Source organism: Vibrio vulnificus CMCP6 (assembly GCF_000039765.1).
Taxonomy (GTDB): Bacteria; Pseudomonadota; Gammaproteobacteria; order Enterobacterales; family Vibrionaceae; genus Vibrio; species Vibrio vulnificus_B.
In genome coordinates, this window is the sequence record NC_004459.3 from 1019826 (window position 1) to 1040702 (window position 20877).

Below are 20877 nucleotides of genomic sequence, written 5' to 3' on the forward strand. Positions count from 1 at the left end.
GGAGCATGCAACTTAATTCCACGGAAATTAGCGATCTAATTAAACAGCGTATTGAATCTTTCAACGTTGTTAGTGAAGCTCGCAATGAAGGTACTATCGTATCGGTAAGCGACGGTATCATTCGCATTCACGGCCTAGCGGACGTGATGCAAGGTGAAATGATTGAATTACCGGGTGGCCGTTATGCACTAGCACTTAACCTTGAGCGTGACTCGGTTGGTGCGGTAGTAATGGGTCCATATGCTGACCTTAAGGAAGGCATGAAAGTAACAGGTACTGGTCGTATTCTTGAAGTGCCAGTTGGTCCTGAGCTATTGGGTCGTGTAGTGAACACACTAGGTGAGCCAATTGACGGTAAAGGTCCAATTGAAGCGAAATTAACGTCACCTGTTGAAGTGATTGCACCAGGTGTAATCGACCGTCAGTCGGTTGATCAACCTGTACAAACTGGTTATAAGTCAGTTGACTCAATGATCCCTATCGGTCGTGGTCAGCGTGAACTTATCATCGGTGACCGTCAGACTGGTAAAACAGCGATGGCGATCGATGCGATCATCAACCAGAAAAACTCTGGTATTTTCTCTATCTACGTAGCGATTGGTCAGAAAGCTTCTACTATCGCCAACGTAGTGCGTAAACTGGAAGAGCACGGTGCTCTGAAGAACACAATTGTGGTTGTGGCTTCAGCATCTGAATCTGCTGCACTGCAATACCTAGCGCCATACGCAGGTTGTGCAATGGGTGAATACTTCCGTGATCGCGGCGAAGACGCACTGATTGTTTATGATGATCTATCAAAGCAAGCGGTCGCTTACCGTCAGATTTCTCTATTGCTAAAACGCCCACCAGGCCGTGAAGCATTCCCAGGTGACGTATTCTACCTTCACTCTCGTCTACTAGAGCGTGCAGCTCGTGTAAACGCAGAGTATGTAGAGCGTTTCACTAACGGTGAAGTAAAAGGTAAGACAGGTTCTTTAACCGCTCTTCCTATCATCGAAACTCAGGCTGGTGACGTTTCTGCATTCGTACCAACCAACGTAATCTCGATCACCGATGGTCAGATCTTCCTACAAACTGAGCTATTCAACGCGGGTGTACGTCCAGCGGTTGATCCAGGTATCTCAGTATCTCGTGTAGGTGGTTCTGCACAAACGAAAATCATCAAGAAGCTGTCTGGTGGTATCCGTACAGCACTAGCGGCTTACCGTGAACTTGCAGCGTTTGCTCAGTTCTCTTCGGATCTTGATGAAGCGACTAAGAGACAGTTGAACCACGGTCAAAAAGTAACTGAACTGATGAAGCAGAAGCAATACGCTCCGATGTCAGTGTTTGACCAGGCTCTAACTATCTTTGCGGCAGAGCGTGGCTACCTAAGCGATATCGAACTTTCTAAAGTTCTTGATTTCGAAGCAGCTCTACTATCGTACGCTCGCGGTCAATACGCTGAATTAGCAGCTGAGATCGACAAGACGGGTGCTTACAACGATGAAATCGAAGCTCAGTTGAAGAAACTGACTGACGACTTCAAAGCAACCCAAACTTGGTAATAGGTCGGTGGCAGTGGCTGCCACCAACTAATGGAGAGTAACGATGGCCGGCGCAAAAGAGATACGTAGTAAAATCGGGAGTGTTAAAAGCACTCAGAAGATTACGAAAGCGATGGAAATGGTAGCAGCTTCAAAAATGCGTCGTTCGCAAGACGCAATGGAAGCTTCTCGTCCATACGCGGAAACAATGCGTAAAGTGATCGGTCATGTGGCAAATGCAAGTCTAGAGTATCGTCATCCGTACCTAGATGAGCGTGAAGCCAAGCGTGTTGGTTACATCATCATTTCAACGGACCGTGGTCTGTGTGGCGGCTTGAACATCAACGTGTTCAAAAAAGCGGTTACAGATATGCAGGCATGGAAAGAGAAAGGTGCTGAGGTTGAGCTTGCGGTAATTGGCTCAAAAGCGACAGCTTTCTTTAAACATGGCGGCGCGAAAGTGGCAGCTCAGGTTTCAGGTTTGGGTGATAGCCCAAGTTTGGAGGACCTGATCGGTTCGGTTAGCGTGATGCTAGAAAAATATGATGAAGGTGAATTGGACCGTTTGTACCTTGTATTTAACAAGTTCGTAAACACCATGGTTCAACAACCAACGATCGATCAATTGCTACCTTTGCCTAAATCGGACAGCAAAGATATGCAGCGTGAGCATTCATGGGATTACATCTATGAGCCAGAACCTCAGGCTCTACTCGATGCACTATTAGTGCGTTATGTAGAATCTCAGGTTTATCAAGGTGTAGTTGAGAACCTTGCTTGTGAGCAAGCGGCTCGAATGGTTGCTATGAAGGCTGCAACTGATAACGCAACCAACTTGATTGACGACTTAGAACTTGTGTACAACAAAGCCCGTCAGGCTGCGATTACACAAGAACTATCGGAAATCGTTGGTGGTGCAGCAGCGGTTTAAGCTTAGGTTAAACGAAACAGTTTAGAGGATTAACGATGGCTACAGGTAAGATCGTACAGATCATCGGTGCGGTAGTCGACGTAGAGTTCCCACAGAGCGATGTACCAAGTGTATACGACGCTCTAAACGTAAAGGACTCAAAAGAGCGTCTTGTTCTTGAAGTTCAACAACAGCTAGGCGGTGGCGTAGTTCGTTGTATCGTAATGGGTAGCTCTGATGGTTTACGTCGTGGAGTTGAAGTAGTAAATACAGGCGCTCCAATTTCAGTACCAGTAGGTACTAAGACCCTAGGTCGTATCATGAACGTGCTTGGTGATGCGATTGACGAGCGTGGTGAGATCGGTGCAGAAGAGCTGTACTCAATTCACCGTCCAGCGCCAAGCTACGAAGAGCAGTCAAATGCGACTGAACTTCTAGAAACAGGCGTTAAAGTAATCGACTTGATTTGTCCTTTCGCTAAGGGTGGTAAAATCGGTCTATTCGGTGGTGCAGGTGTAGGTAAGACCGTTAACATGATGGAACTTATCAACAACATCGCACTGCAACACTCTGGTCTATCTGTATTCGCAGGTGTAGGTGAGCGTACTCGTGAGGGTAATGACTTCTACCACGAGATGCAGGAAGCGGGTGTTGTAAACATCGAGAAGCCTGAAGAATCAAAAGTAGCGATGGTTTACGGTCAGATGAACGAGCCTCCAGGTAACCGTCTACGTGTTGCACTGACTGGCCTGACAATGGCAGAGCGTTTCCGTGACGAAGGTCGTGACGTTCTACTGTTTGTCGATAACATCTACCGTTACACACTTGCTGGTACAGAGGTATCTGCACTGCTAGGCCGTATGCCTTCAGCGGTAGGTTACCAGCCAACTCTTGCAGAAGAGATGGGTGTACTTCAGGAGCGTATCACGTCAACGAAGCAAGGTTCTATCACGTCTGTACAGGCGGTATACGTACCTGCGGATGACTTGACTGACCCGTCTCCAGCAACAACGTTCGCGCACTTGGATGCAACGGTTGTACTTAACCGTAACATCGCAGCGATGGGTCTATACCCAGCGATCGACCCACTGGATTCGACGTCTCGTCAGCTAGACCCACTTGTTGTAGGTCAAGAGCACTATGACACTGCTCGTGGTGTTCAGCAGACACTTCAGCGCTACAAAGAGCTGAAAGACATCATCGCAATCCTAGGTATGGACGAGCTATCTGAATCAGATAAGCAAGTGGTTGCGCGTGCACGTAAGATTGAGCGTTTCCTAACTCAGCCTTACCACGTAGCGGAAGTATTTACAGGCGACCCAGGTGTTTACGTACCTCTTAAAGAGACTCTACGTGGCTTCAAAGGTCTACTAGCTGGTGAATACGATGACATTCCAGAGCAAGCGTTTATGTACTGCGGTACTATCGACGAAGCTATTGAGAATGCTAAGAAGCTATAAGGCTAACTAGGAGGCGATATGGCAGCAATAACCTTTCATCTGGATGTGGTAAGCGCGGAGAAGAAAATCTTTTCTGGTCGCGTTGAAACGTTTCAGGTGACCGGTAGCGAGGGTGAGCTGGGTATTTTCCATGGCCACACACCGCTGCTGACCGCTATCAAGCCTGGTATGGTGCGTATTGTTAAACTTCACGGCGAAGAAGAGTTCATTTATGTCTCTGGTGGTATCGTAGAAGTTCAGCCTGGTACTGCAACAGTACTGGCTGATACTGCGATTCGTGGTGAAGAACTAGACGCAGCGAAGGCAGAAGAAGCAAAACGTCGTGCGAAAGAGAACATTCTCAACCAGCATGGCGATATGGACTTCGCACAAGCGGCCAGTGAACTGGCTAAAGCCATTGCTCAGCTTCGTGTTATCGAGCTGACAAAGAAACGTCGTTAATTTTAGCGGTGTTTTAATAGTGATAAAGGCGGTCAATTTGACCGCCTTTTTGCTTAATTTTTATTAGAAATTTTTATCCATAAGTTAACTATTCGTCATTAGCTGGGTAAAATAGCCGACAGAATTTTTGGCAACGTCAATAGGTTATAAATAATGAAATTTAGCGCGGTGATTCTCGCGGCGGGGAAAGGAACCCGTATGTACTCCAATATGCCGAAGGTACTGCATACGCTTGCAGGCAAACCAATGGTGAAACATGTGATTGATACCTGTACGGGTCTTGGAGCACAGAACATTCATTTGGTCTACGGCCACGGTGGCGACCAAATGCAAGCTGCTTTGGCAGAAGAGCCAGTTAATTGGGTGCTGCAAGCCGAACAATTGGGTACTGGTCACGCGGTGGATCAAGCCTCTCCTCAGTTTGAAGATGATGAAAAAATCTTGGTTCTTTACGGCGATGTTCCGCTGATTTCCTCTGAAACCATTGAAAGCTTGCTTGACGCCCAGCCTAAAGGCGGCATTGCGCTGCTTACTGTCGTCTTGGATAACCCAACGGGTTACGGTCGTATCGTGCGTAAAAACGGTCCGGTGGTGGCGATCGTTGAGCAAAAAGACGCGAATGAAGAGCAAAAATTAATTAAAGAGATCAACACGGGCGTAATGGTGGCGACTGGTGGTGATCTGAAGCGTTGGCTTGCAGGCTTAAACAATGACAACGCTCAAGGTGAGTACTACTTAACAGACGTCATTGCTGCTGCGCACGATGAAGGCAATGCGGTTGAAGCGGTTCACCCAGTTAGCCCAATCGAAGTGGAAGGGGTGAATGATCGCGCTCAGTTGGCTCGTCTAGAACGTGCATTCCAAGCAGCCCAAGCGAAAAAGCTGCTTGAGCAAGGCGTGATGTTGCGTGATCCTGCACGCTTTGACCTACGTGGTGAACTGCAGTGTGGCCTTGATGTTGAGATCGATGTGAATGTGATCATTGAAGGTAACGTCTCCCTTGGTGATAACGTCGTTATCGGTGCTGGCTGTGTGCTTAAAGACTGTGAAATCGATGATAACACCATCGTTCGTCCATACAGTGTTATTGAAGGTGCGACGGTGGGTGAGCAATGTACCGTTGGTCCGTTTACTCGTCTGCGTCCTGGTGCTGAGATGCGTAACGACTCTCACGTGGGCAACTTTGTCGAAGTAAAAAATGCACGTATTGGTGAGGGGTCTAAAGCCAACCACCTGACTTATCTTGGCGATGCTGAAATCGGTCAACGCACCAATATCGGCGCTGGTACCATTACCTGCAACTACGATGGTGCAAACAAATTCAAAACCATTATCGGTAACGATGTGTTTGTTGGTTCAGATAGCCAACTGGTCGCTCCGCTGACGATTGCTGATGGTGCAACGATTGGTGCCGGTACCACCTTGACCAAAGATGTTGCAGAAGGTGAGTTAGTGATTACTCGCGCCAAAGAACGCAAAGTTACAGGCTGGCAACGCCCAGTTAAGAAAAAGTAATTATCGCTGGATAACAAAAACGCCGCTGCAATAGCGGCGTTTTTTTTGATGATGACGAACTAATGGCTGGGAATGGCACTGCGCTTTTCTAGCCAACGTACGGCTTGAGACACCATCAAGATCAACAGCAAATATTCCAGCACTAAGAAAGTATAAATCTCTAGAGGTAAGTACTCATTCACCACCAACTCATTGGCTCGCCTCGTCAAATCACTTAGACCAATGACACTGACCAATGAGCTCATCTTGAGAATATAAACAAACTGGTTGCCGAGCGCGGGCAGCATCTGACGAAATGCTTGCGGCAAAATCACCAAACGCATTTTTTGCCAATAGTTGAGACCAAGCGACTTTGCTGCTTCATGTTGGCCACGACCGATAGATTGAATGCCACCGCGAAATACTTCTGCCATAAATGCACTTTCCGCGATCGTCAGTGCAATAATTCCCGCCCAATAATGGTCTAGTGAAACATCGAGTAATGTGGGTAGGCCGTAATACACCCACAACAGCAGAACCAACACGGGAATGGCACGTATTACTTCAACGTAAATCCGGTTTAAGCGTTGTAGGGATTTGCGGGGAGAAAGGGCCGGTAGGGCAACCATTAAGCCCAGAGTCATGGCAAACAGCATACTGAGTAGCGATACGCTGATGGTGTCGGCAAAGCCAGCGATAAGAAACTTCACGTTCGTTAGGCCTTGCTCGGTCGTCGGATCAAGCACATACCAGCCCCATTGATAGTCAGAACAGCCAGTGAGTGGCAGTAACATCATTAAACATAAATATCGACAGGTCACACTACACCTTATATCAACTAAAAAAATGGTTGTGTTGCTGCTATGTTATCAATGATGTAACGCGAAATCTCAACTAATTACGGAACAATAAGTTAAAGGAAAATAAAATGAAAAAAACTTGGTTAGCGTTGGGGCTTGGTTTGCTTGCTGCGTCCACTCTGGCTAATGCACAAAGTCGTTTGAATGAGATTCTCGACAACGGGGTATTAAGAGTCGGTACGACTGGGGATTGGAACCCTATGACGATGAAAGATCCGGCCAATAACAGTTATCGTGGTTTTGATATCGATGTCACGACTGAGCTGGCGAAAGACCTCGGCGTCAAAGTTGAATACGTGGCGACGGATTGGAAAACGTTAGTTAATGGCATCACCGCGGATAAGTATGACATTACAGGCAGCGCATCACTGAGTATGTCTCGCGCGAAAGTGGCAGGTTACAGTCAGCCTTACTTTTATCTTGCGTTTGTGCCTGTGGTGCAGAAAAAAGATCTCGGTAAGTACTCTGATTGGAGCGATTTTGATAAAGCGGATGTAAAAGTGGCGGCAACTCTAGGTACCGTACAAGAAAAAATGGTTAAGGAGTTTTTCCCTTCCGCACAGCACATCGTGATTGAAGCACCAGCCCGTGATTTCCAAGAACTGTTGGCCAAACGAGCGGATGTCTCTGTGACCTCAAATGTGGAAGCGGCGACGCTGGTGGAGAAATTTCAGCAATTGGCGATTGTGCCAGTCAAAGAGCCGCGCAAGCCGACACCGATCGCCATGCTATTGCCACAGGATGATCAAGTTTGGATTAATTACGTTAACCATTGGGTTGAACTGAAAAAGACACAAGGTTTCTTTAAACAGACCGCAGAAAAATGGGGACTCAAAGGGTTATAACTGGCTATTAGCCTCGCCTCGAAATATAAAGCCGCATACTTATTATGCGGCTCTTGTGTTGCTAGAGATTAGATCTCTTCATCACTCACTACGCGTGCATTGTCTGGTGTTGTGAAGTGCTGCGACAACTCTTTGTTGGAGACGATATAGCCGATCCAAAGTCCGCCCATACAGAGAACAATCGCAATACCGGTAACCGCTTGCGCTTGGCTAGCAAGAGCGGCGACCAGCGCGCTAGATAAGCTGCTGACGGTGATTTGTAAGCTGTTTTGCAAACCTGCGGCTGTGGCTGGGCTTTGCTTAGCACTGGCAAGTGCGCGGTTAACCACGATAGGGTAAAGGGCACCATTTGCCACGGCAATCAAACAGAATGGCGCTAAGATTGGCCAAATAGACGTTAATTGCCATTGTGATGCGATGAAAATCAGCAGCGCTGCGACGCTAAACAGACCAATCAGTTGACGCAGGACTTTTTCATCACCAAATTTACGCACACCAACTTTACCTAAGTATCCACCGACCATAAACGCGATGGTTTGCGGCACAAAGCTCATGCCGATGTCTTTGGCATCGTAGCCAAGCTGCGCCATGATTTCAGGCATACCTGTCAGGTAAGCAAAGAAAGCGGCAGACGCGGTGGCGAACATCATTACATTGCCCAAATAGGTTTTTGAGCTGAGTAGATGTTTGATATCCGATTTTACACTGCTTTGCTTTGGCTCATTGGCGACACTAGGTTGTGCCATGGTCGCCGCAACCAAGACCAAACCGAGTACCGTTAACGCGACAAAAATACTGTGCCAACCAAAACTATCAGCCAACACAACACCCAACTGAGGGGCGAGCGCAGGAGAAAGTGCTACCAGCGGCATAATGGTGGCAAAAATTTGTTGGCTACTGCTGGAGTAACGTTTGATGACCATGGCTTGCCAGATCACGGCTGGCGCGCACACCCCGATCGCTTGAACAAAACGCAAGCTGAGCAGTTGCCAAACTTGATCACTGAACGCCAAACCCAATGAGGCCAGCGTAAACAGAGCGAGGCCAGCTGCCAAGGTATTGCGGTGACCAAACTTATCAGAGGCAAGACCCCAAAGCAGTTGACCGACTGCCATGCCGACTAAAAAGACCGTTAAGGAAAGCGCGATCTGTTCTGGTCCGGTCATAAAGTCGATTTCCATCGCTTTAAACGCAGGGAGATACATGTCTGTTGCGACAAAGCCGAGCATCGAGAGGGCTGCAAGATACACAAGCTGTAATTTTGAAATGTTCATACTTATTCCATTCAATTTTTTTCACTACAAATGTTTTGTGATCAGTTGGCGCCAACCCTGATTTATATGCCCTGCTATTCTATTTTTCGCTTTTGAGAAAATAAAACGCTAAAATTCATGGTTATCAATCAAAATTTTTGAAAGGTAAGCTGTGTTTTCAAAGCCATCGCTAGAAATGTTGGATACCGTCGCTCGTTTAGGCAGTTTTACTGCCGCCGCTGAGGTGTTGCACAAAGTGCCCTCGGCCATCAGTTATGGTGTGCGTCAGGTGGAACAAGAACTTGGCGTGTTGCTGTTCCGCCGTTTACCGAGAAAAGTAGAACTGACCCCAGCAGGTGAGCTGTTCATCGCCGAAGCGAGAATGCTGCTAAGGCAGATGGAAGAAGTGAAATCGCAGACGCGGCGCGCGGCGCAAGGCTGGCAATCCACGCTGAAGTTGACGCTGGATAACGTGGTCAAGCTCGACAAACTCAAGCCTTTGGTCGAGGATTTCTATCGCGAATTCGATTTTGCAGAACTGCAAATCAATATGGAAGTGTTCAATGGTTCTTGGGAGGCGATTGCCCAAGGGCGCGCGGATATCGTCATCGGCGCCACCTCGGCCATTCCTGTTGGGGGCGATTTTGAAGTGCGCGATATGGGACGATTGGATTGGGCGTTTGTTATGTCTCCAGCGCATCCTTGCGTGCGTCAGCAAGTGCTGACAGAAGCGTTTGTCAGTCAGTTTCCCGCGATCTGTTTGGATGATACCTCCAGTGTGCTACCCAAGCGCCATACTGGACATTATCCGCAGCAGCGTCGTCTGTTGTTGCCCAATTGGTACAGTGCTATCGAGTGTTTAAAAAATGGCGTAGGCGTGGGTTATATGCCGCGTCATATTGCCATGCCACTGATCAACGACGGTGTGCTGGTGGAAAAGGTGCTACCGGACGACAAACCGCTGAGTCAATGTTGTCTGGTGTGGCGAAAAGATGACAACCACAAGTTGATTCAGTGGATGGTGGACTACTTAGGAAACTCACATCAACTGCATCAAGATTGGTTGCTGAGCGAAACAAAACGCCCTGTCTGACAGGGCGTTTTTAACAGCATTAGGAAAGAAAGAAACGGTAGGATGGGTTATCCGTGACATCTTTGCATTGGTAGCCAAGTTCGCGCAAATGCGCCGAAAAGCGGGATAAATCACTCTCATCAAGCTCAAAACCACACAGTACGCGGCCATAATCGGCTCCATGGTTGCGGTAGTTAAACAGGCTAATGTTCCAGTGTGTGCCCAGCGTGCTCAGGAACTTAAGCAGCGCGCCTGGGTATTCTGGAAACTCAAAGCTGTATAAGCGCTCTTTGAGTGGTTTGGAGGGTTTACCGCCAATCATATAGCGTACGTGCAGCTTGGCCATTTCATCCTCAGAAAGGTCCACCACTGGGTAGCCGCCTTCGCGTAAGTCGCGAATGATACCATCCAACTCCTCTTGACCATTTTGCAGACGAACGCCGACAAAAATATTGGCCAGCGAGTCGTCGTTGTAACGGTAGTTGAACTCCGTCACCGCACGGCCACCAATCAAATGGCAGAACTCAAAAAACGCCCCTTTGCGCTCTGGAATGGTCACCGCAAGTAAGCCTTCGCGTTTTTCACCTAGCTCACAGCGCTCGGAAACATAACGTAAACCGTGGAAGTTGGTATTGGCACCCGAAAGCACGGTACCCAAGTTGTGTCCTTTGAGTTTGTGTTTCTCGGCATACTTTTTCAGCCCCGCCAGCGCCAGTGCTCCGGAAGGCTCAGCAATCGCACGGGTGTCTTCGAAAATATCTTTGACCGCCGCGCAGATTTCATCACTGGAGACGGTGACGTGATCGTCAATGTAGTGCTGGCATAGACGGAAAGTTTCATCGCCAATGCGTTTTACCGCCACACCATCAGCAAACATACTGACTTGATCCAGCACCACAGGCTCACCAGCATCCAATGCCGCCTTAAGGCAGGCAGAATCTTCAGGTTCCACCGCAATGACTTTGATCTCTGGCATCAGCTGTTTCACCAACACCGCCACACCAGCGGCTAAGCCACCGCCCCCAACAGGGACGAAAATGTGGTCGAGATGGCCGTTTTGCTGCAGCATTTCCATGCCGATGGTGCCTTGCCCAGCAATCACTAAAGGATGATCGAAAGGCGGGACAAAAGTGTAGCCTTTCTCTTGCGAAAGACGCTCGGCTTCGGCTTTGGCTTCATCGAAGTTGCTGCCGTGCAAGACGACTTTGCCGCCAAAGCCGCGCACTGCGTCGACTTTGATATCTGGCGTCGTGCGAGGCATCACGATGGTGGTTTCAATGCCAAGGCGTGTGCCTGACAGAGCCATGCCTTGCGCATGGTTGCCCGCAGAGGCAGTAATCACCCCCGCGTCCTTCTGTGCTTGCGACAGATTGGCCACCATATTGTAAGCGCCACGTAATTTAAACGAATGCACCGGCTGGCGGTCTTCACGTTTGATCTGCACATTGTTGCCAATACGTGCGGACAAACGCGGCATCTCTTGCAAGGGGGTGACGGTCGCCACTTCATACACAGGAGCGCGTAGTATCTGGCGCAGGTAGTCTGCGCCAGTTTGTTGGGTTAATGACATTGCTTAGCCCTCAAGCTTTGACTTGTCTCTTACCGCACCTTTGTCGGCACTGGTTGCCATGCTGGCGTAGGCTTTCAGTGCAAACGACACTTCGCGTTGGCGAGAGACGGGTTTCCAGCCAAGCGCGTCTTGTTCTGCTCGGCGCTCTGCCATTTCTTGATCGGAAACTTGCAGAGAAATCGTGCGATTTGGAATGTCGATGGCAATCAAGTCGCCCTGTTTGACCAAACCGATCGCGCCGCCGTTGGCCGCTTCTGGTGAGGCGTGGCCGATGGAAAGACCCGATGTGCCGCCAGAGAAACGTCCGTCGGTCAGTAGCGCGCACGCTTTGCCTAGACCCATCGATTTCAAATACGTGGTAGGGTAGAGCATCTCTTGCATGCCTGGGCCGCCTTTCGGGCCTTCGTAGCGAATCACCACCACATCGCCCGCTTTGACTTTGCCACCCAAGATACCTTCCACCGCGTCTTCTTGGCTTTCAAAAACCACAGCAGGGCCAGTGAATTTTAGAATGCTTTCATCCACACCCGCCGTCTTAACGATACAGCCATCCAGCGCAATATTGCCTTTGAGGACAGCAAGGCCACCATCTTGGCTAAAGGCGTTTTCTTTGGTGCGAATACAGCCTTGGGCGCGATCGTCATCCAAGGTATCCCAGCGGCAATCTTGCGAGAATGCTTGGGTGGTACGAATACCCGCAGGGCCTGCACGGTAGAAGCGTTTCACCTCTTCCGAATCGGTCAGCATGATGTCGTATTGGGCAAGCTGTTCTTCCCAAGTGAGGCCAAGCACCGTTTTCGATTGATTGTGCAGCAGGCCCGCTCGGTTAAGTTCGCCCAAAATACCGACCACACCACCTGCGCGGTGCACATCTTCCATGTGGTATTTCTGGGTTGATGGCGCCACTTTACATAGGTGAGGCACCATGCGTGACATGCGATCGATGTCTGTCATGTCAAAATCCACTTCACCTTCTTGCGCTGCGGCTAAGAGGTGTAAAACGGTGTTGGTTGAGCCGCCCATGGCGATGTCTAGCGCCATGGCGTTTTCAAACGCGGCTTTGGTCGCAATGTTGCGCGGCAGTGCGCTTTCATCATCTTGCTCGTAGTAACGCTTGGTCAGTTCGACAATGCGTTGGCCTGCACTGATAAACAGTTGTTTACGATCGGCATGCGTTGCGAGCAAAGAGCCGTTACCTGGCTGAGAAAGGCCAAGCGCTTCGGTGAGGCAGTTCATCGAGTTGGCGGTGAACATACCTGAGCAGGATCCACAGGTAGGGCAAGCACTGCGCTCGATCTGTTCGCTCTGCTCATCCGAGACTTTAGGATCCGCGCCTTGGATCATGGCATCGACCAGATCCAGCTTGATGATCTGATCCGAAAGCTTAGTTTTGCCCGCTTCCATTGGTCCACCCGAGACAAAGATCACCGGGATATTAAGGCGCATTGACGCCATCAGCATTCCCGGGGTGATTTTGTCACAGTTGGAGATACACACCATGGCATCGGCACAGTGCGCGTTGACCATGTACTCCACCGAGTCGGCAATCAATTCACGAGAAGGCAGTGAATAAAGCATGCCTCCGTGGCCCATGGCGATACCATCATCCACCGCGATGGTGTTGAATTCTTTGGCAATGCCGCCTGCTGCTTCAATTTCTCTTGCCACCAATTGACCAAGGTCTTTCAGGTGCACGTGGCCCGGTACGAACTGGGTAAAGGAGTTGACCACGGCAATAATCGGTTTGCCGAAGTCTTCATCTTTTACGCCCGTAGCACGCCATAGTGCACGTGCACCGGCCATGTTGCGACCATGAGTGGTGGTGGCTGATCTGTATTTAGGCATTCTGTTGTCTCCCTACTTCTTCTCTGGGTACACGTAATCTAACCAGCCCCACTTATCTTCGGTGGTGCCATTGAATAAGCCAAAGTAGGCTTCTTGAACCGCTTTGGTGATTGGGCCGCGTTTGCCTGCGCCCACTTGAATTTGATCGACACTACGCACCGGAACCACTTCTGCGGCAGTGCCCGTCATAAACACTTCGTCTGCCAAGTAGAGAGCTTCACGTGCGATGTTGGCTTCACGGACTTCATAACCCATCTCACGCGCGAGTGTCATGATTGAGTCACGAGTGATGCCTGGGAGAATCGCAGCCGTCGCTGGTGGTGTGGTGATGACGCCATTTTTGATCACGAAAATGTTTTCACCGGCACCTTCTGAAAGGTAACCATCAACACTTAATGCAATCCCTTCGGCATAGCCATGTCGACGTGCTTCACCACCAACCAGTAGAGAAGAGAGGTAGTTACCGCCTGCTTTCGCTGCGGTTGGAATCGTGTTTGGCGCAGCGCGGTTCCAGCTGGATACCATGGCATCAACGCCATTTTCCAACGCTTCTTCCCCTAAGTAAGAGCCCCAAGGGAAGGCGGCAATGATCAGATCCATTTCGGTATCTGTGGGAGGACAAACGCCCAAGCCTACGTTGCCAACAAACGCCAGTGGGCGAATGTAGGCGTTATCCAGCTTGTTTTGACGCAGAGTTTCGCGAGTCGCTTCCATGATCTCTTCCACCGAAAAGGGGATTGGGAAGCGGTAAATTTTGGCAGAATCTTTCAGACGCTGCGCGTGTTCTTGGTGACGGAAGACAATCGGCCCTTTTGGCGTGTTGTAACAGCGAACCCCTTCAAATACCGAGGTGCCGTAGTGCATGGCGTGAGTCAGAACGTGTACATTCGCTTCTGCCCAGGGAACCATCTTGCCATTAAACCAGATATAATCTGCTGTTTTCGTTGCCATTATTGCCTTCCTTATGCACTTACGTGTTGTTGTAGATTGTTGTTAGGGAGTTCGTCGTTACGAATCTTCATCACCTCAACACTACGAATATCCCACAATTTTTCAATTTGATTGGTGAGAAATGAGATAGGGCGATCGCTGTCTACGATGATTTCGACACTGGCGACCTTACTCTCATGGTTTTGCGTCGCAGCAACTTGTTTGATGACAAAGCCGCGGTGGCGAATGACACGGAGAACACGCTCTAACAGCACGGGTTTGTCATCGGCTTTGATGTCTAATAAATAACGTTCCATCAGTGGCTCTCCTAGGTGTTTTCCAACATATCACTGTTTGACGCACCTGGCGGTACCAGTGGCCACACATTTTCTTCTTCATCAATCAACACATGTAGCAAGTAAGACGTTTTGCTTGCGAGCATCTCTTTGAGTGCCGGTTCCACTTCTTCTTTCTTGGTAATGGTTTTGCCCGGAATATCGAAGGCTTTCGCCAACATGACGAAATCAGGGTTGTCATCAAGGATGGTTTCACTGTGACGACCATCGAAGAACAGCGATTGCCACTGACGCACCATGCCAAGACGTTGGTTGTTCAACAACACGATTTTGACTGGGATTTGGCGGCGCTTCAGCGTGCCTAACTCTTGGATGTTCATCATGATTGAGCCATCACCAGAGATCAGCACTGATTGTGCGTCCGGCCTTGCTACCGCTGCGCCCATCGCCGCTGGCAAGCCAAAACCCATGGTGCCAAGGCCCGCTGAGGTAATGAAATTTTGTGGCTCGCGTGGCTGAATGTGCTGCGCTGCCCACATCTGGTGTTGGCCTACGTCGGTGGAGACGATGGTGTTGTCTGGCATCAGATCGGAAAGTTGCTTGAGCAGCCCCGGCGCATAGATGAGCTCTCCTGGGTGGTCGTAACGCCACTTAAAGCCGCTGCGTAAGCTTTCACAGTGATGAACCCAAGGAGAAATATCACGTGTCAGTTCTAACTGAGGCAGGATGACATTGATATCGCCACGTAAAGGCGCATTCGCGTGACGCAGTTTATTGATTTCTGCCGCGTCGATATCAATGTGGATCACTTTGGCGTGAGGGGCGAAGGTTTCTAATTTGCCCGTCACACGGTCATCAAAACGTGCTCCCACCACCAGCAAAAGATCCGCTTCTTGCACCACGAGGTTGGCCGCTTTGGTGCCATGCATGCCGAGCATGCCCAAATAGTGAGGATCGTGACGCTCGATGGTACCTAACCCTTTTAAGGTGCTGACGGCAGGCATTGGGTTGAGGCGTAAAAATTCGCGTACCGTGTGGGTCGCTTTAGCCAGTTGCACACCACCACCGACGTATAACACCGGGCGGGTGGATTGATCGAGAAGCGTTTGGGCTCGAGCCACATCAACTTGGCTGACTTGGGGTAATGCTGGAGGCGTAAAAGGAGGAAGCAATTCAACAGGCGCTTTTGCAAGCTGGACGTCTTTGGCGATATCGACAATCACTGGGCCCGGTCGTCCGGTTTTGGCCACTTCAAAGGCTTCTGCCAAGGTTGGGGCCAGCTCGTTGATGTCGGTCACTAAGTAACTGTGTTTAGTACACGATAGCGACATACCAATCACATCCATTTCTTGGAATGCATCGGTGCCGATATGAGAACTGGCAACCTGACCGGTGATGGCAACTAACGGCACTGAATCAAGAAAGGCATCGGCTAAACCGGTGACAAGGTTGGTGGCTCCGGGACCCGATGTGGCCATACACACCGCAACATCCTGCGTGGCTCGCGCCATCCCAATCGCTGCCATCGCAGCCCCTTGTTCATGACGACACAAAATGTGTTCAACACCACCGTCATACAAGGCATCGTAGATTGGCATGATGGCACCACCAGGGTAACCAAACACGGTTTTGATGCCTTGCTGTTTTAATGCGGCAACGACTAACTCTGCTCCTGTCATCGTTGGCCTCCTTGGCTACTTTTTTGGTTGTAGCCGTTTCCATACATCTTGCACATAGCGTGCGCTCCCATACTTCCCGTCATTTCTGAACTGTCTAAAAGTGATTCAATCAGTTTAGAACTTCGCCAACCCATGGCTGAAAAAAAACCCCCGAACTTTTCAGTGCGGGGGTTTGTCAATCTAGTGGTTATTTTGCGCCCACTCTCCCCCGCGCGGTGCTAATGAGGACCACGATAATCAGGTTAATCAGAGAGTTAATTTGAGCGGCAAAGTTCATCTGTCTGTCGTTAAAATGTTGTGTAATGTTCTACGAAATTGTTTGCGTCACTAGTGGTAACACACAAAACTGTTTCGTGACAAGCAAAAAGTCATTCTTTTTTCACATTTAAGCCTCATCGCTTCACGCTATATAACAGTTCTGTATAAAAAAACTTGTATTTATAGAACAACTAAAATTGAAGAGGCAGTGATGGGGTTGGCGATTATTCATAGCCGCGCCAGTGTGGGCGTCGAAGCGCCTTCAGTGAGCGTGGAAGTGCACATCAGTAACGGTTTACCGGGATTTACCTTAGTGGGGTTGCCGGAAACCACCGTGAAGGAGTCAAAAGATCGCGTACGCAGTGCGATCGTCAACAGCAACTTTCAATTTCCTGCCAAGCGGATCACCGTCAACTTGGCACCTGCCGATCTGCCCAAAGAAGGGGGACGTTTTGACTTGCCGATCGCACTTGGCATTTTGGCCGCTTCTGAGCAGATCTCCGTTCAGTTTCTTCAGCAACATGAATTTGTCGGTGAATTAGCCTTAAGTGGTGAGCTGCGAGCGGTGAAAGGGGTGCTGCCAGCCGCTCTTGCCGCCAAAGGGGTCTCCCGCAGTTTGGTGGTACCTCATGCGAATGGGGATCAAGCCGCCTTGGTGGGTAAGAACATGCATAAGTCGGCGTGCTCGCTGATTGAAGTTTGTGCCCATTTATGTGGCCAGCAAGCCCTGTCATTACATCAAACCAAGCAAGCATTGCAGCCCTCATCACACAGCCGAGATTTACAAGACATCATTGGTCAGCAACAAGGAAAGCGCGCGTTGGAGATTGCCGCTGCGGGCAATCACAATTTATTGTTTTTAGGGCCTCCAGGGACGGGCAAAACCATGCTGGCGTCACGTTTGCGAGATTTGTTGCCTGAAATGAGTGAGGAAGAAGCGATGGAAACGGCAGCGGTGGCTTCTTTAACACAAAGCGATATCAATGAGCATAATTGGAAGCAACGGCCGTTTCGCGCACCGCATCACTCGAGTTCTATGGCGGCGTTGGTGGGCGGTGGAACCATTCCGCGTCCTGGAGAAATCTCACTCGCCCACAACGGCTTACTATTTTTGGATGAGATGCCGGAATTTGAGCGCAAAGTGCTCGATTCAATGCGCGAGCCGCTAGAGTCGGGGGAAATCATCATTTCACGAGCGCAAGGTAAAACTCGTTTTCCTGCTCGATTTCAGTTGGTCGGAGCGCTGAATCCGAGCCCCACGGGCTATTACGAAGGGAACCAAGCTCGCGCCAATCCTCAGGCGATTTTGCGTTATTTAGGCCGTTTATCGGGTCCACTTTTGGATCGTTTTGATATGTCACTCGAGATCCCCGCATTACCCAAAGGCACATTGGCGGAAGGGGGAGACCGAGGTGAACCAACGGCGGTGGTGAAGGCGCGAGTGGCGCAGGCGAGAGAGCGAATGCAGCATCGTAATGGCAAGGTGAATGCCCTATTGGGCAGCCGAGAAATCGAAGCGTTTTGTCCACTAAGTAAGCAGGATGCCGAGTTTCTTGAAACTGCGTTGCACCGTTTGGGGTTATCGATTCGTGCGTATCACCGCATTATCAAAGTGGCGCGAACCATTGCCGATTTAGAAGGCGCACCTCAGATCATGCGTGCGCACTTAGCCGAAGCACTCGGTTATCGGGCGATGGATCGCTTGCTCAAACAGCTCACTCTGCAAGCGGTTTAATCGTGGTAAACCTTAGATTAAACCGCCTTGGCGATGAGTTAAAACTTGTAGTTTACGCCAACAGAAAGTAAGTAATCACTCTGCTCGTAAAACTCGATATTGGAGTCGGTTTGGTTGTACCCAGCCAGAGCAACGAAAGACCAATCGGGGGAAGAGAAAAGTTGGGCATACTCATAAGCAAGAAATAGGCTGAGCTGCTGGTCTTCACGCGTTTTGCCAAACAGTTGACTGGCGGCTTGATAATCTTGCACTTTATAACCCGCGGTCAGAACTAAGCGGTGCTTAGCAAACAGATTAAACCAACTCACTTCAGCCCCGAGTGAATCATAAGAGGCCGCTTTGCCATCTGCTTGATGCTTTAAGTAAACCACAGCTGGCTGAACAAAGCTGGTGGGTTTGAGTCGGTAGCGGTAATCCAGTTTGGCGTAATAACTCTCTCCATCACGTTTGAGGCTTGGATCGGTGATGGTGTCTTTATCCAGTTCTTTGGTGCCATATGCGGTGTCGAGGTTAACATTGCCACCCCAGAGGTTGTGAAACTGCAGTCGGTACGCAATACCACTTTCATCGGTGACCGTGCGTTTTTGGTTGAGCAGATAAGGATCTTGCCAAGTTTCTCCAGACATCACGGTTGGCAACAATGAAAAATCAATCACCACGCCAGAGCTCAATTGGTATTGATAACCTAACTCAAAGGCCAGGGTACCAACAGCGATGTCCTCTCTTGCGGTACCGAGGTAAAACTGCTGTTCGAGCTGCTGACCAAAGGTGTAAGCGATGTTCCCCAATGGTGCAAACAGAGCGGCACCTTCGCGGCTGGCGCTGCTTGAGTAGTTGCTGATGGTTGCATCCGTTTCCGTATTAAAGTGTGACTGAGAGGCGCCATAGCCAGTCAGTAGTGAGATTTCCCCACTAAACCCTGCGGTGTCACTCAGTCCTGCTTGCGCCATATGACTGAATATCAGTGCGGTGGTGATTAAGATTCGGTTTTCCATTGCAGATCCTTGAGCCATTCATCCTGACGAGGGTGGTTTGCCACAGTTTCGGTCACAAACTAATCTGACCATTTTGACAAAGATTCCAAACTGGGCCGGGAGCAGTATAATTACACGCTGTTTTTTTCTTCATCGAATATAAGAGTTTTCGAACATCACTATGTTGGCATATCTGTTACTTTTTATTAACGTTTTTTTGGTCATTCTTAATTCTGCAATGTGCTCGATGACGATCTGTTTGATTGCGATCGTCAAACTGGTCTTGCCGACTCAAGGGCTGAAAGCGAAAGCAACCGATGCGGCCAACAAAATGATGTGGTTGTGGGCGACGATAAACGCGGTGATTCTCGCTCTGTTTAACCGCATAGAATGGGATGTCGAAGGCGGCGAAGGGCTGAAAAAAGAGGGATGGTATCTGATGATCAGTAATCATCTTAGCTGGACTGATATTGTGGTGTTGTGCTGCGTGTTTAAGGATCGTATTCCCATGCCCAAGTTCTTCCTCAAGCAACAACTGCTGTACGTGCCCTTTATTGGTATGGCTTGTTGGGCATTGGACATGCCGTTTATGCGCCGTTATTCCCGGGAATACTTGATCCGTCACCCAGAAAAGCGCGGACAGGATTTAGCAACGACACGTCGTTCTTGTGAGAAGTTTCGCCATACGCCCACCACCGTAGTCAACTATGTGGAAGGCACTCGCTTTACGACTGAAAAGCGTAAAAAAAGTAACGCGGGGTATGATTATTTGCTGCAGCCGAAATCCGGCGGTATCGCTTATACACTCGCGGCGATGGGTGAGCAGTTTGATCACATTATCGATGTGACGTTAGCCTACCCGAAAAATACCGATAAACCTTTCCAAGATATGTTAATGGGTCGGATGCGCAAAGTGGTTGTAAAGATTCGTTTGTTGCCAGTGGATGATCAGGTGAAAGGGGATTACTTCAACGATAAGCCGTATAAACGCCAATTTCAGCTCTGGTTAGGGGATGTTTGGCAAGAAAAAGATCAGTTGTTGAAAGAGATCCACAAAGGATAAACATCAGGGAGCACAGCGGCTCCCTGTTTTGTTGGTGAGTTTTTGTTGGGTGTTTACTGTTTTTTCAGCAGGAAGTTCACCAGTTCGAAATACTCATCCATGGTTTTGATGCCTTGAGCCTGCACCAGGTATTTGTTGTTTACAATCACCGCAGGTACACCAGAAAGGCCACTGTCTTTAAACTGCTTGTCAAAACGGCGCACCATCGAATCCACCGCGAAACCGTTAAAGGCTGCATCGAATTTATTCGCATCAACGCCTTCATCAAGGAAGATCTGGCGCAGTTCCGCGTCATCTTTTGGCGCTTTACGCATGTTGTGGATGCGGTTGAACATCACTGGCACCATTTTGTCTTCGACTTTAAGTGCGATCATGGTGGCGTACGCTTTGCTCATTGACGGCCCCATCGCACCACCCATAAAGGAAACGTGGTTTTTTTGCAGTTTTACCCCTTCCGGCAACTGTGCTTTGAGTTGCTGGATGATAGGTTCGAACGTATTACAGTGCGGGCAGTAGAAAGAGAAAAACTCACTTACCATGGGCTTTTTAGAAACTTGCGTATCCAGCACCTTGTAGTGTTCACCTTCTTTAAATTGGGTTGCTGCGTTGGCTGTCAGGCTGAGTAACAGCATCGAAAAAAACGCGAACAGTTTCTTCATCTATTTA

At 49.3% G+C, this 20877-nt stretch carries 18 protein-coding genes; 9 read left to right on the forward strand and 9 right to left on the reverse strand.

Features of this window, described 5'->3' with window-relative positions:
- The first annotated feature begins 5 nt into the window (after positions 1-5).
- The 5 genes from atpA (at position 6) to glmU (ending at position 5852) form a co-directional block, all read left to right on the forward strand.
- The gene (gene atpA / locus VV1_RS04865) at positions 6-1547 is read left to right on the forward strand and encodes a F0F1 ATP synthase subunit alpha (protein ID WP_013570873.1); all 1542 of its coding nucleotides are present in this window, start codon (positions 6-8) and stop codon (positions 1545-1547) included.
- Positions 1548-1590: 43 nt separating this feature from the next.
- On the forward strand, positions 1591-2457 hold the full coding sequence (atpG, locus tag VV1_RS04870) for a F0F1 ATP synthase subunit gamma (RefSeq protein WP_011079054.1): 867 nt from the start codon (positions 1591-1593) through the stop codon (positions 2455-2457).
- Positions 2458-2492: 35 nt separating this feature from the next.
- Complete coding sequence (gene atpD / locus VV1_RS04875; protein ID WP_011079055.1) at positions 2493-3896, forward strand: F0F1 ATP synthase subunit beta; 1404 nt, start codon at positions 2493-2495, stop codon at positions 3894-3896.
- Positions 3897-3914: 18 nt separating this feature from the next.
- A complete protein-coding gene (locus VV1_RS04880; RefSeq protein ID WP_011079056.1) occupies positions 3915-4337 on the forward strand; it encodes a F0F1 ATP synthase subunit epsilon in 423 nt (140 codons plus the stop codon).
- Positions 4338-4490: 153 nt separating this feature from the next.
- A complete protein-coding gene (glmU, locus tag VV1_RS04885; RefSeq protein ID WP_011079057.1) occupies positions 4491-5852 on the forward strand; it encodes a bifunctional UDP-N-acetylglucosamine diphosphorylase/glucosamine-1-phosphate N-acetyltransferase GlmU in 1362 nt (453 codons plus the stop codon).
- Between the two features lie 59 nt (positions 5853-5911).
- Here glmU and VV1_RS04890 read toward each other — a convergent pair whose 3' ends face one another.
- On the reverse strand, positions 5912-6652 hold the full coding sequence (locus VV1_RS04890) for an amino acid ABC transporter permease (RefSeq protein WP_011079058.1): 741 nt from the start codon (positions 6650-6652) through the stop codon (positions 5912-5914).
- Between the two features lie 107 nt (positions 6653-6759).
- Here VV1_RS04890 and VV1_RS04895 point away from each other — a divergent pair, with 107 nt between their 5' ends.
- On the forward strand, positions 6760-7536 hold the full coding sequence (locus VV1_RS04895; RefSeq protein ID WP_011079059.1) for a transporter substrate-binding domain-containing protein: 777 nt from the start codon (positions 6760-6762) through the stop codon (positions 7534-7536).
- A gap of 68 nt (positions 7537-7604) precedes the next feature.
- Here the strand turns inward: VV1_RS04895 and punC are convergent, their stop codons facing one another.
- A complete protein-coding gene (gene punC, locus VV1_RS04900) occupies positions 7605-8810 on the reverse strand; it encodes a purine nucleoside transporter PunC (protein ID WP_011079060.1) in 1206 nt (401 codons plus the stop codon).
- Between the two features lie 151 nt (positions 8811-8961).
- On the opposite strand from punC, the gene punR reads away from it, so the two are divergent.
- Positions 8962-9882 (forward strand): DNA-binding transcriptional activator PunR, encoded by a 921-nt coding sequence (gene punR / locus VV1_RS04905; protein ID WP_011079061.1) that lies wholly within the window; start codon positions 8962-8964, stop codon positions 9880-9882.
- Between the two features lie 19 nt (positions 9883-9901).
- On the opposite strand, the gene ilvA is transcribed toward punR, so the two are convergent.
- The 5 genes from ilvA to ilvG are packed head-to-tail and all read right to left on the reverse strand — an operon-like array spanning position 9902 to position 16181.
- Positions 9902-11431, reverse strand: coding sequence for a threonine ammonia-lyase, biosynthetic (gene ilvA, locus VV1_RS04910; RefSeq protein WP_011079062.1), 1530 nt, complete (start codon positions 11429-11431; stop codon positions 9902-9904).
- Between the two features lie 3 nt (positions 11432-11434).
- Positions 11435-13276, reverse strand: a complete 1842-nt coding sequence (gene ilvD / locus VV1_RS04915; protein WP_011079063.1) for a dihydroxy-acid dehydratase — start codon at positions 13274-13276, stop codon at positions 11435-11437.
- 12 nt (positions 13277-13288) lie between these two features.
- Positions 13289-14227, reverse strand: coding sequence for a branched-chain-amino-acid transaminase (ilvE, locus tag VV1_RS04920; RefSeq protein WP_011079064.1), 939 nt, complete (start codon positions 14225-14227; stop codon positions 13289-13291).
- A gap of 11 nt (positions 14228-14238) precedes the next feature.
- Positions 14239-14523: an acetolactate synthase 2 small subunit gene (gene ilvM, locus VV1_RS04925; protein ID WP_011079065.1), complete on the reverse strand. Its 285-nt coding sequence runs from the start codon at positions 14521-14523 to the stop codon at positions 14239-14241.
- 11 nt (positions 14524-14534) lie between these two features.
- Positions 14535-16181 (reverse strand): acetolactate synthase 2 catalytic subunit, encoded by a 1647-nt coding sequence (gene ilvG, locus VV1_RS04930; protein WP_011079066.1) that lies wholly within the window; start codon positions 16179-16181, stop codon positions 14535-14537.
- A 469-nt stretch (positions 16182-16650) separates the two neighbouring features.
- Here ilvG and VV1_RS04935 point away from each other — a divergent pair, with 469 nt between their 5' ends.
- Positions 16651-18174: a YifB family Mg chelatase-like AAA ATPase gene (locus VV1_RS04935; RefSeq protein ID WP_011079067.1), complete on the forward strand. Its 1524-nt coding sequence runs from the start codon at positions 16651-16653 to the stop codon at positions 18172-18174.
- A 38-nt stretch (positions 18175-18212) separates the two neighbouring features.
- Here the strand turns inward: VV1_RS04935 and VV1_RS04940 are convergent, their stop codons facing one another.
- Positions 18213-19187: a DUF2860 domain-containing protein gene (locus tag VV1_RS04940; protein WP_011079068.1), complete on the reverse strand. Its 975-nt coding sequence runs from the start codon at positions 19185-19187 to the stop codon at positions 18213-18215.
- Between the two features lie 142 nt (positions 19188-19329).
- On the opposite strand from VV1_RS04940, the gene yihG reads away from it, so the two are divergent.
- Complete coding sequence (gene yihG / locus VV1_RS04945; protein WP_011079069.1) at positions 19330-20211, forward strand: 1-acylglycerol-3-phosphate O-acyltransferase, YihG family; 882 nt, start codon at positions 19330-19332, stop codon at positions 20209-20211.
- A gap of 53 nt (positions 20212-20264) precedes the next feature.
- Here the strand turns inward: yihG and VV1_RS04950 are convergent, their stop codons facing one another.
- Positions 20265-20870 (reverse strand): thiol:disulfide interchange protein DsbA/DsbL, encoded by a 606-nt coding sequence (locus tag VV1_RS04950; protein WP_011079070.1) that lies wholly within the window; start codon positions 20868-20870, stop codon positions 20265-20267.
- Between the last annotated feature and the right edge of the window lie 7 nt (positions 20871-20877).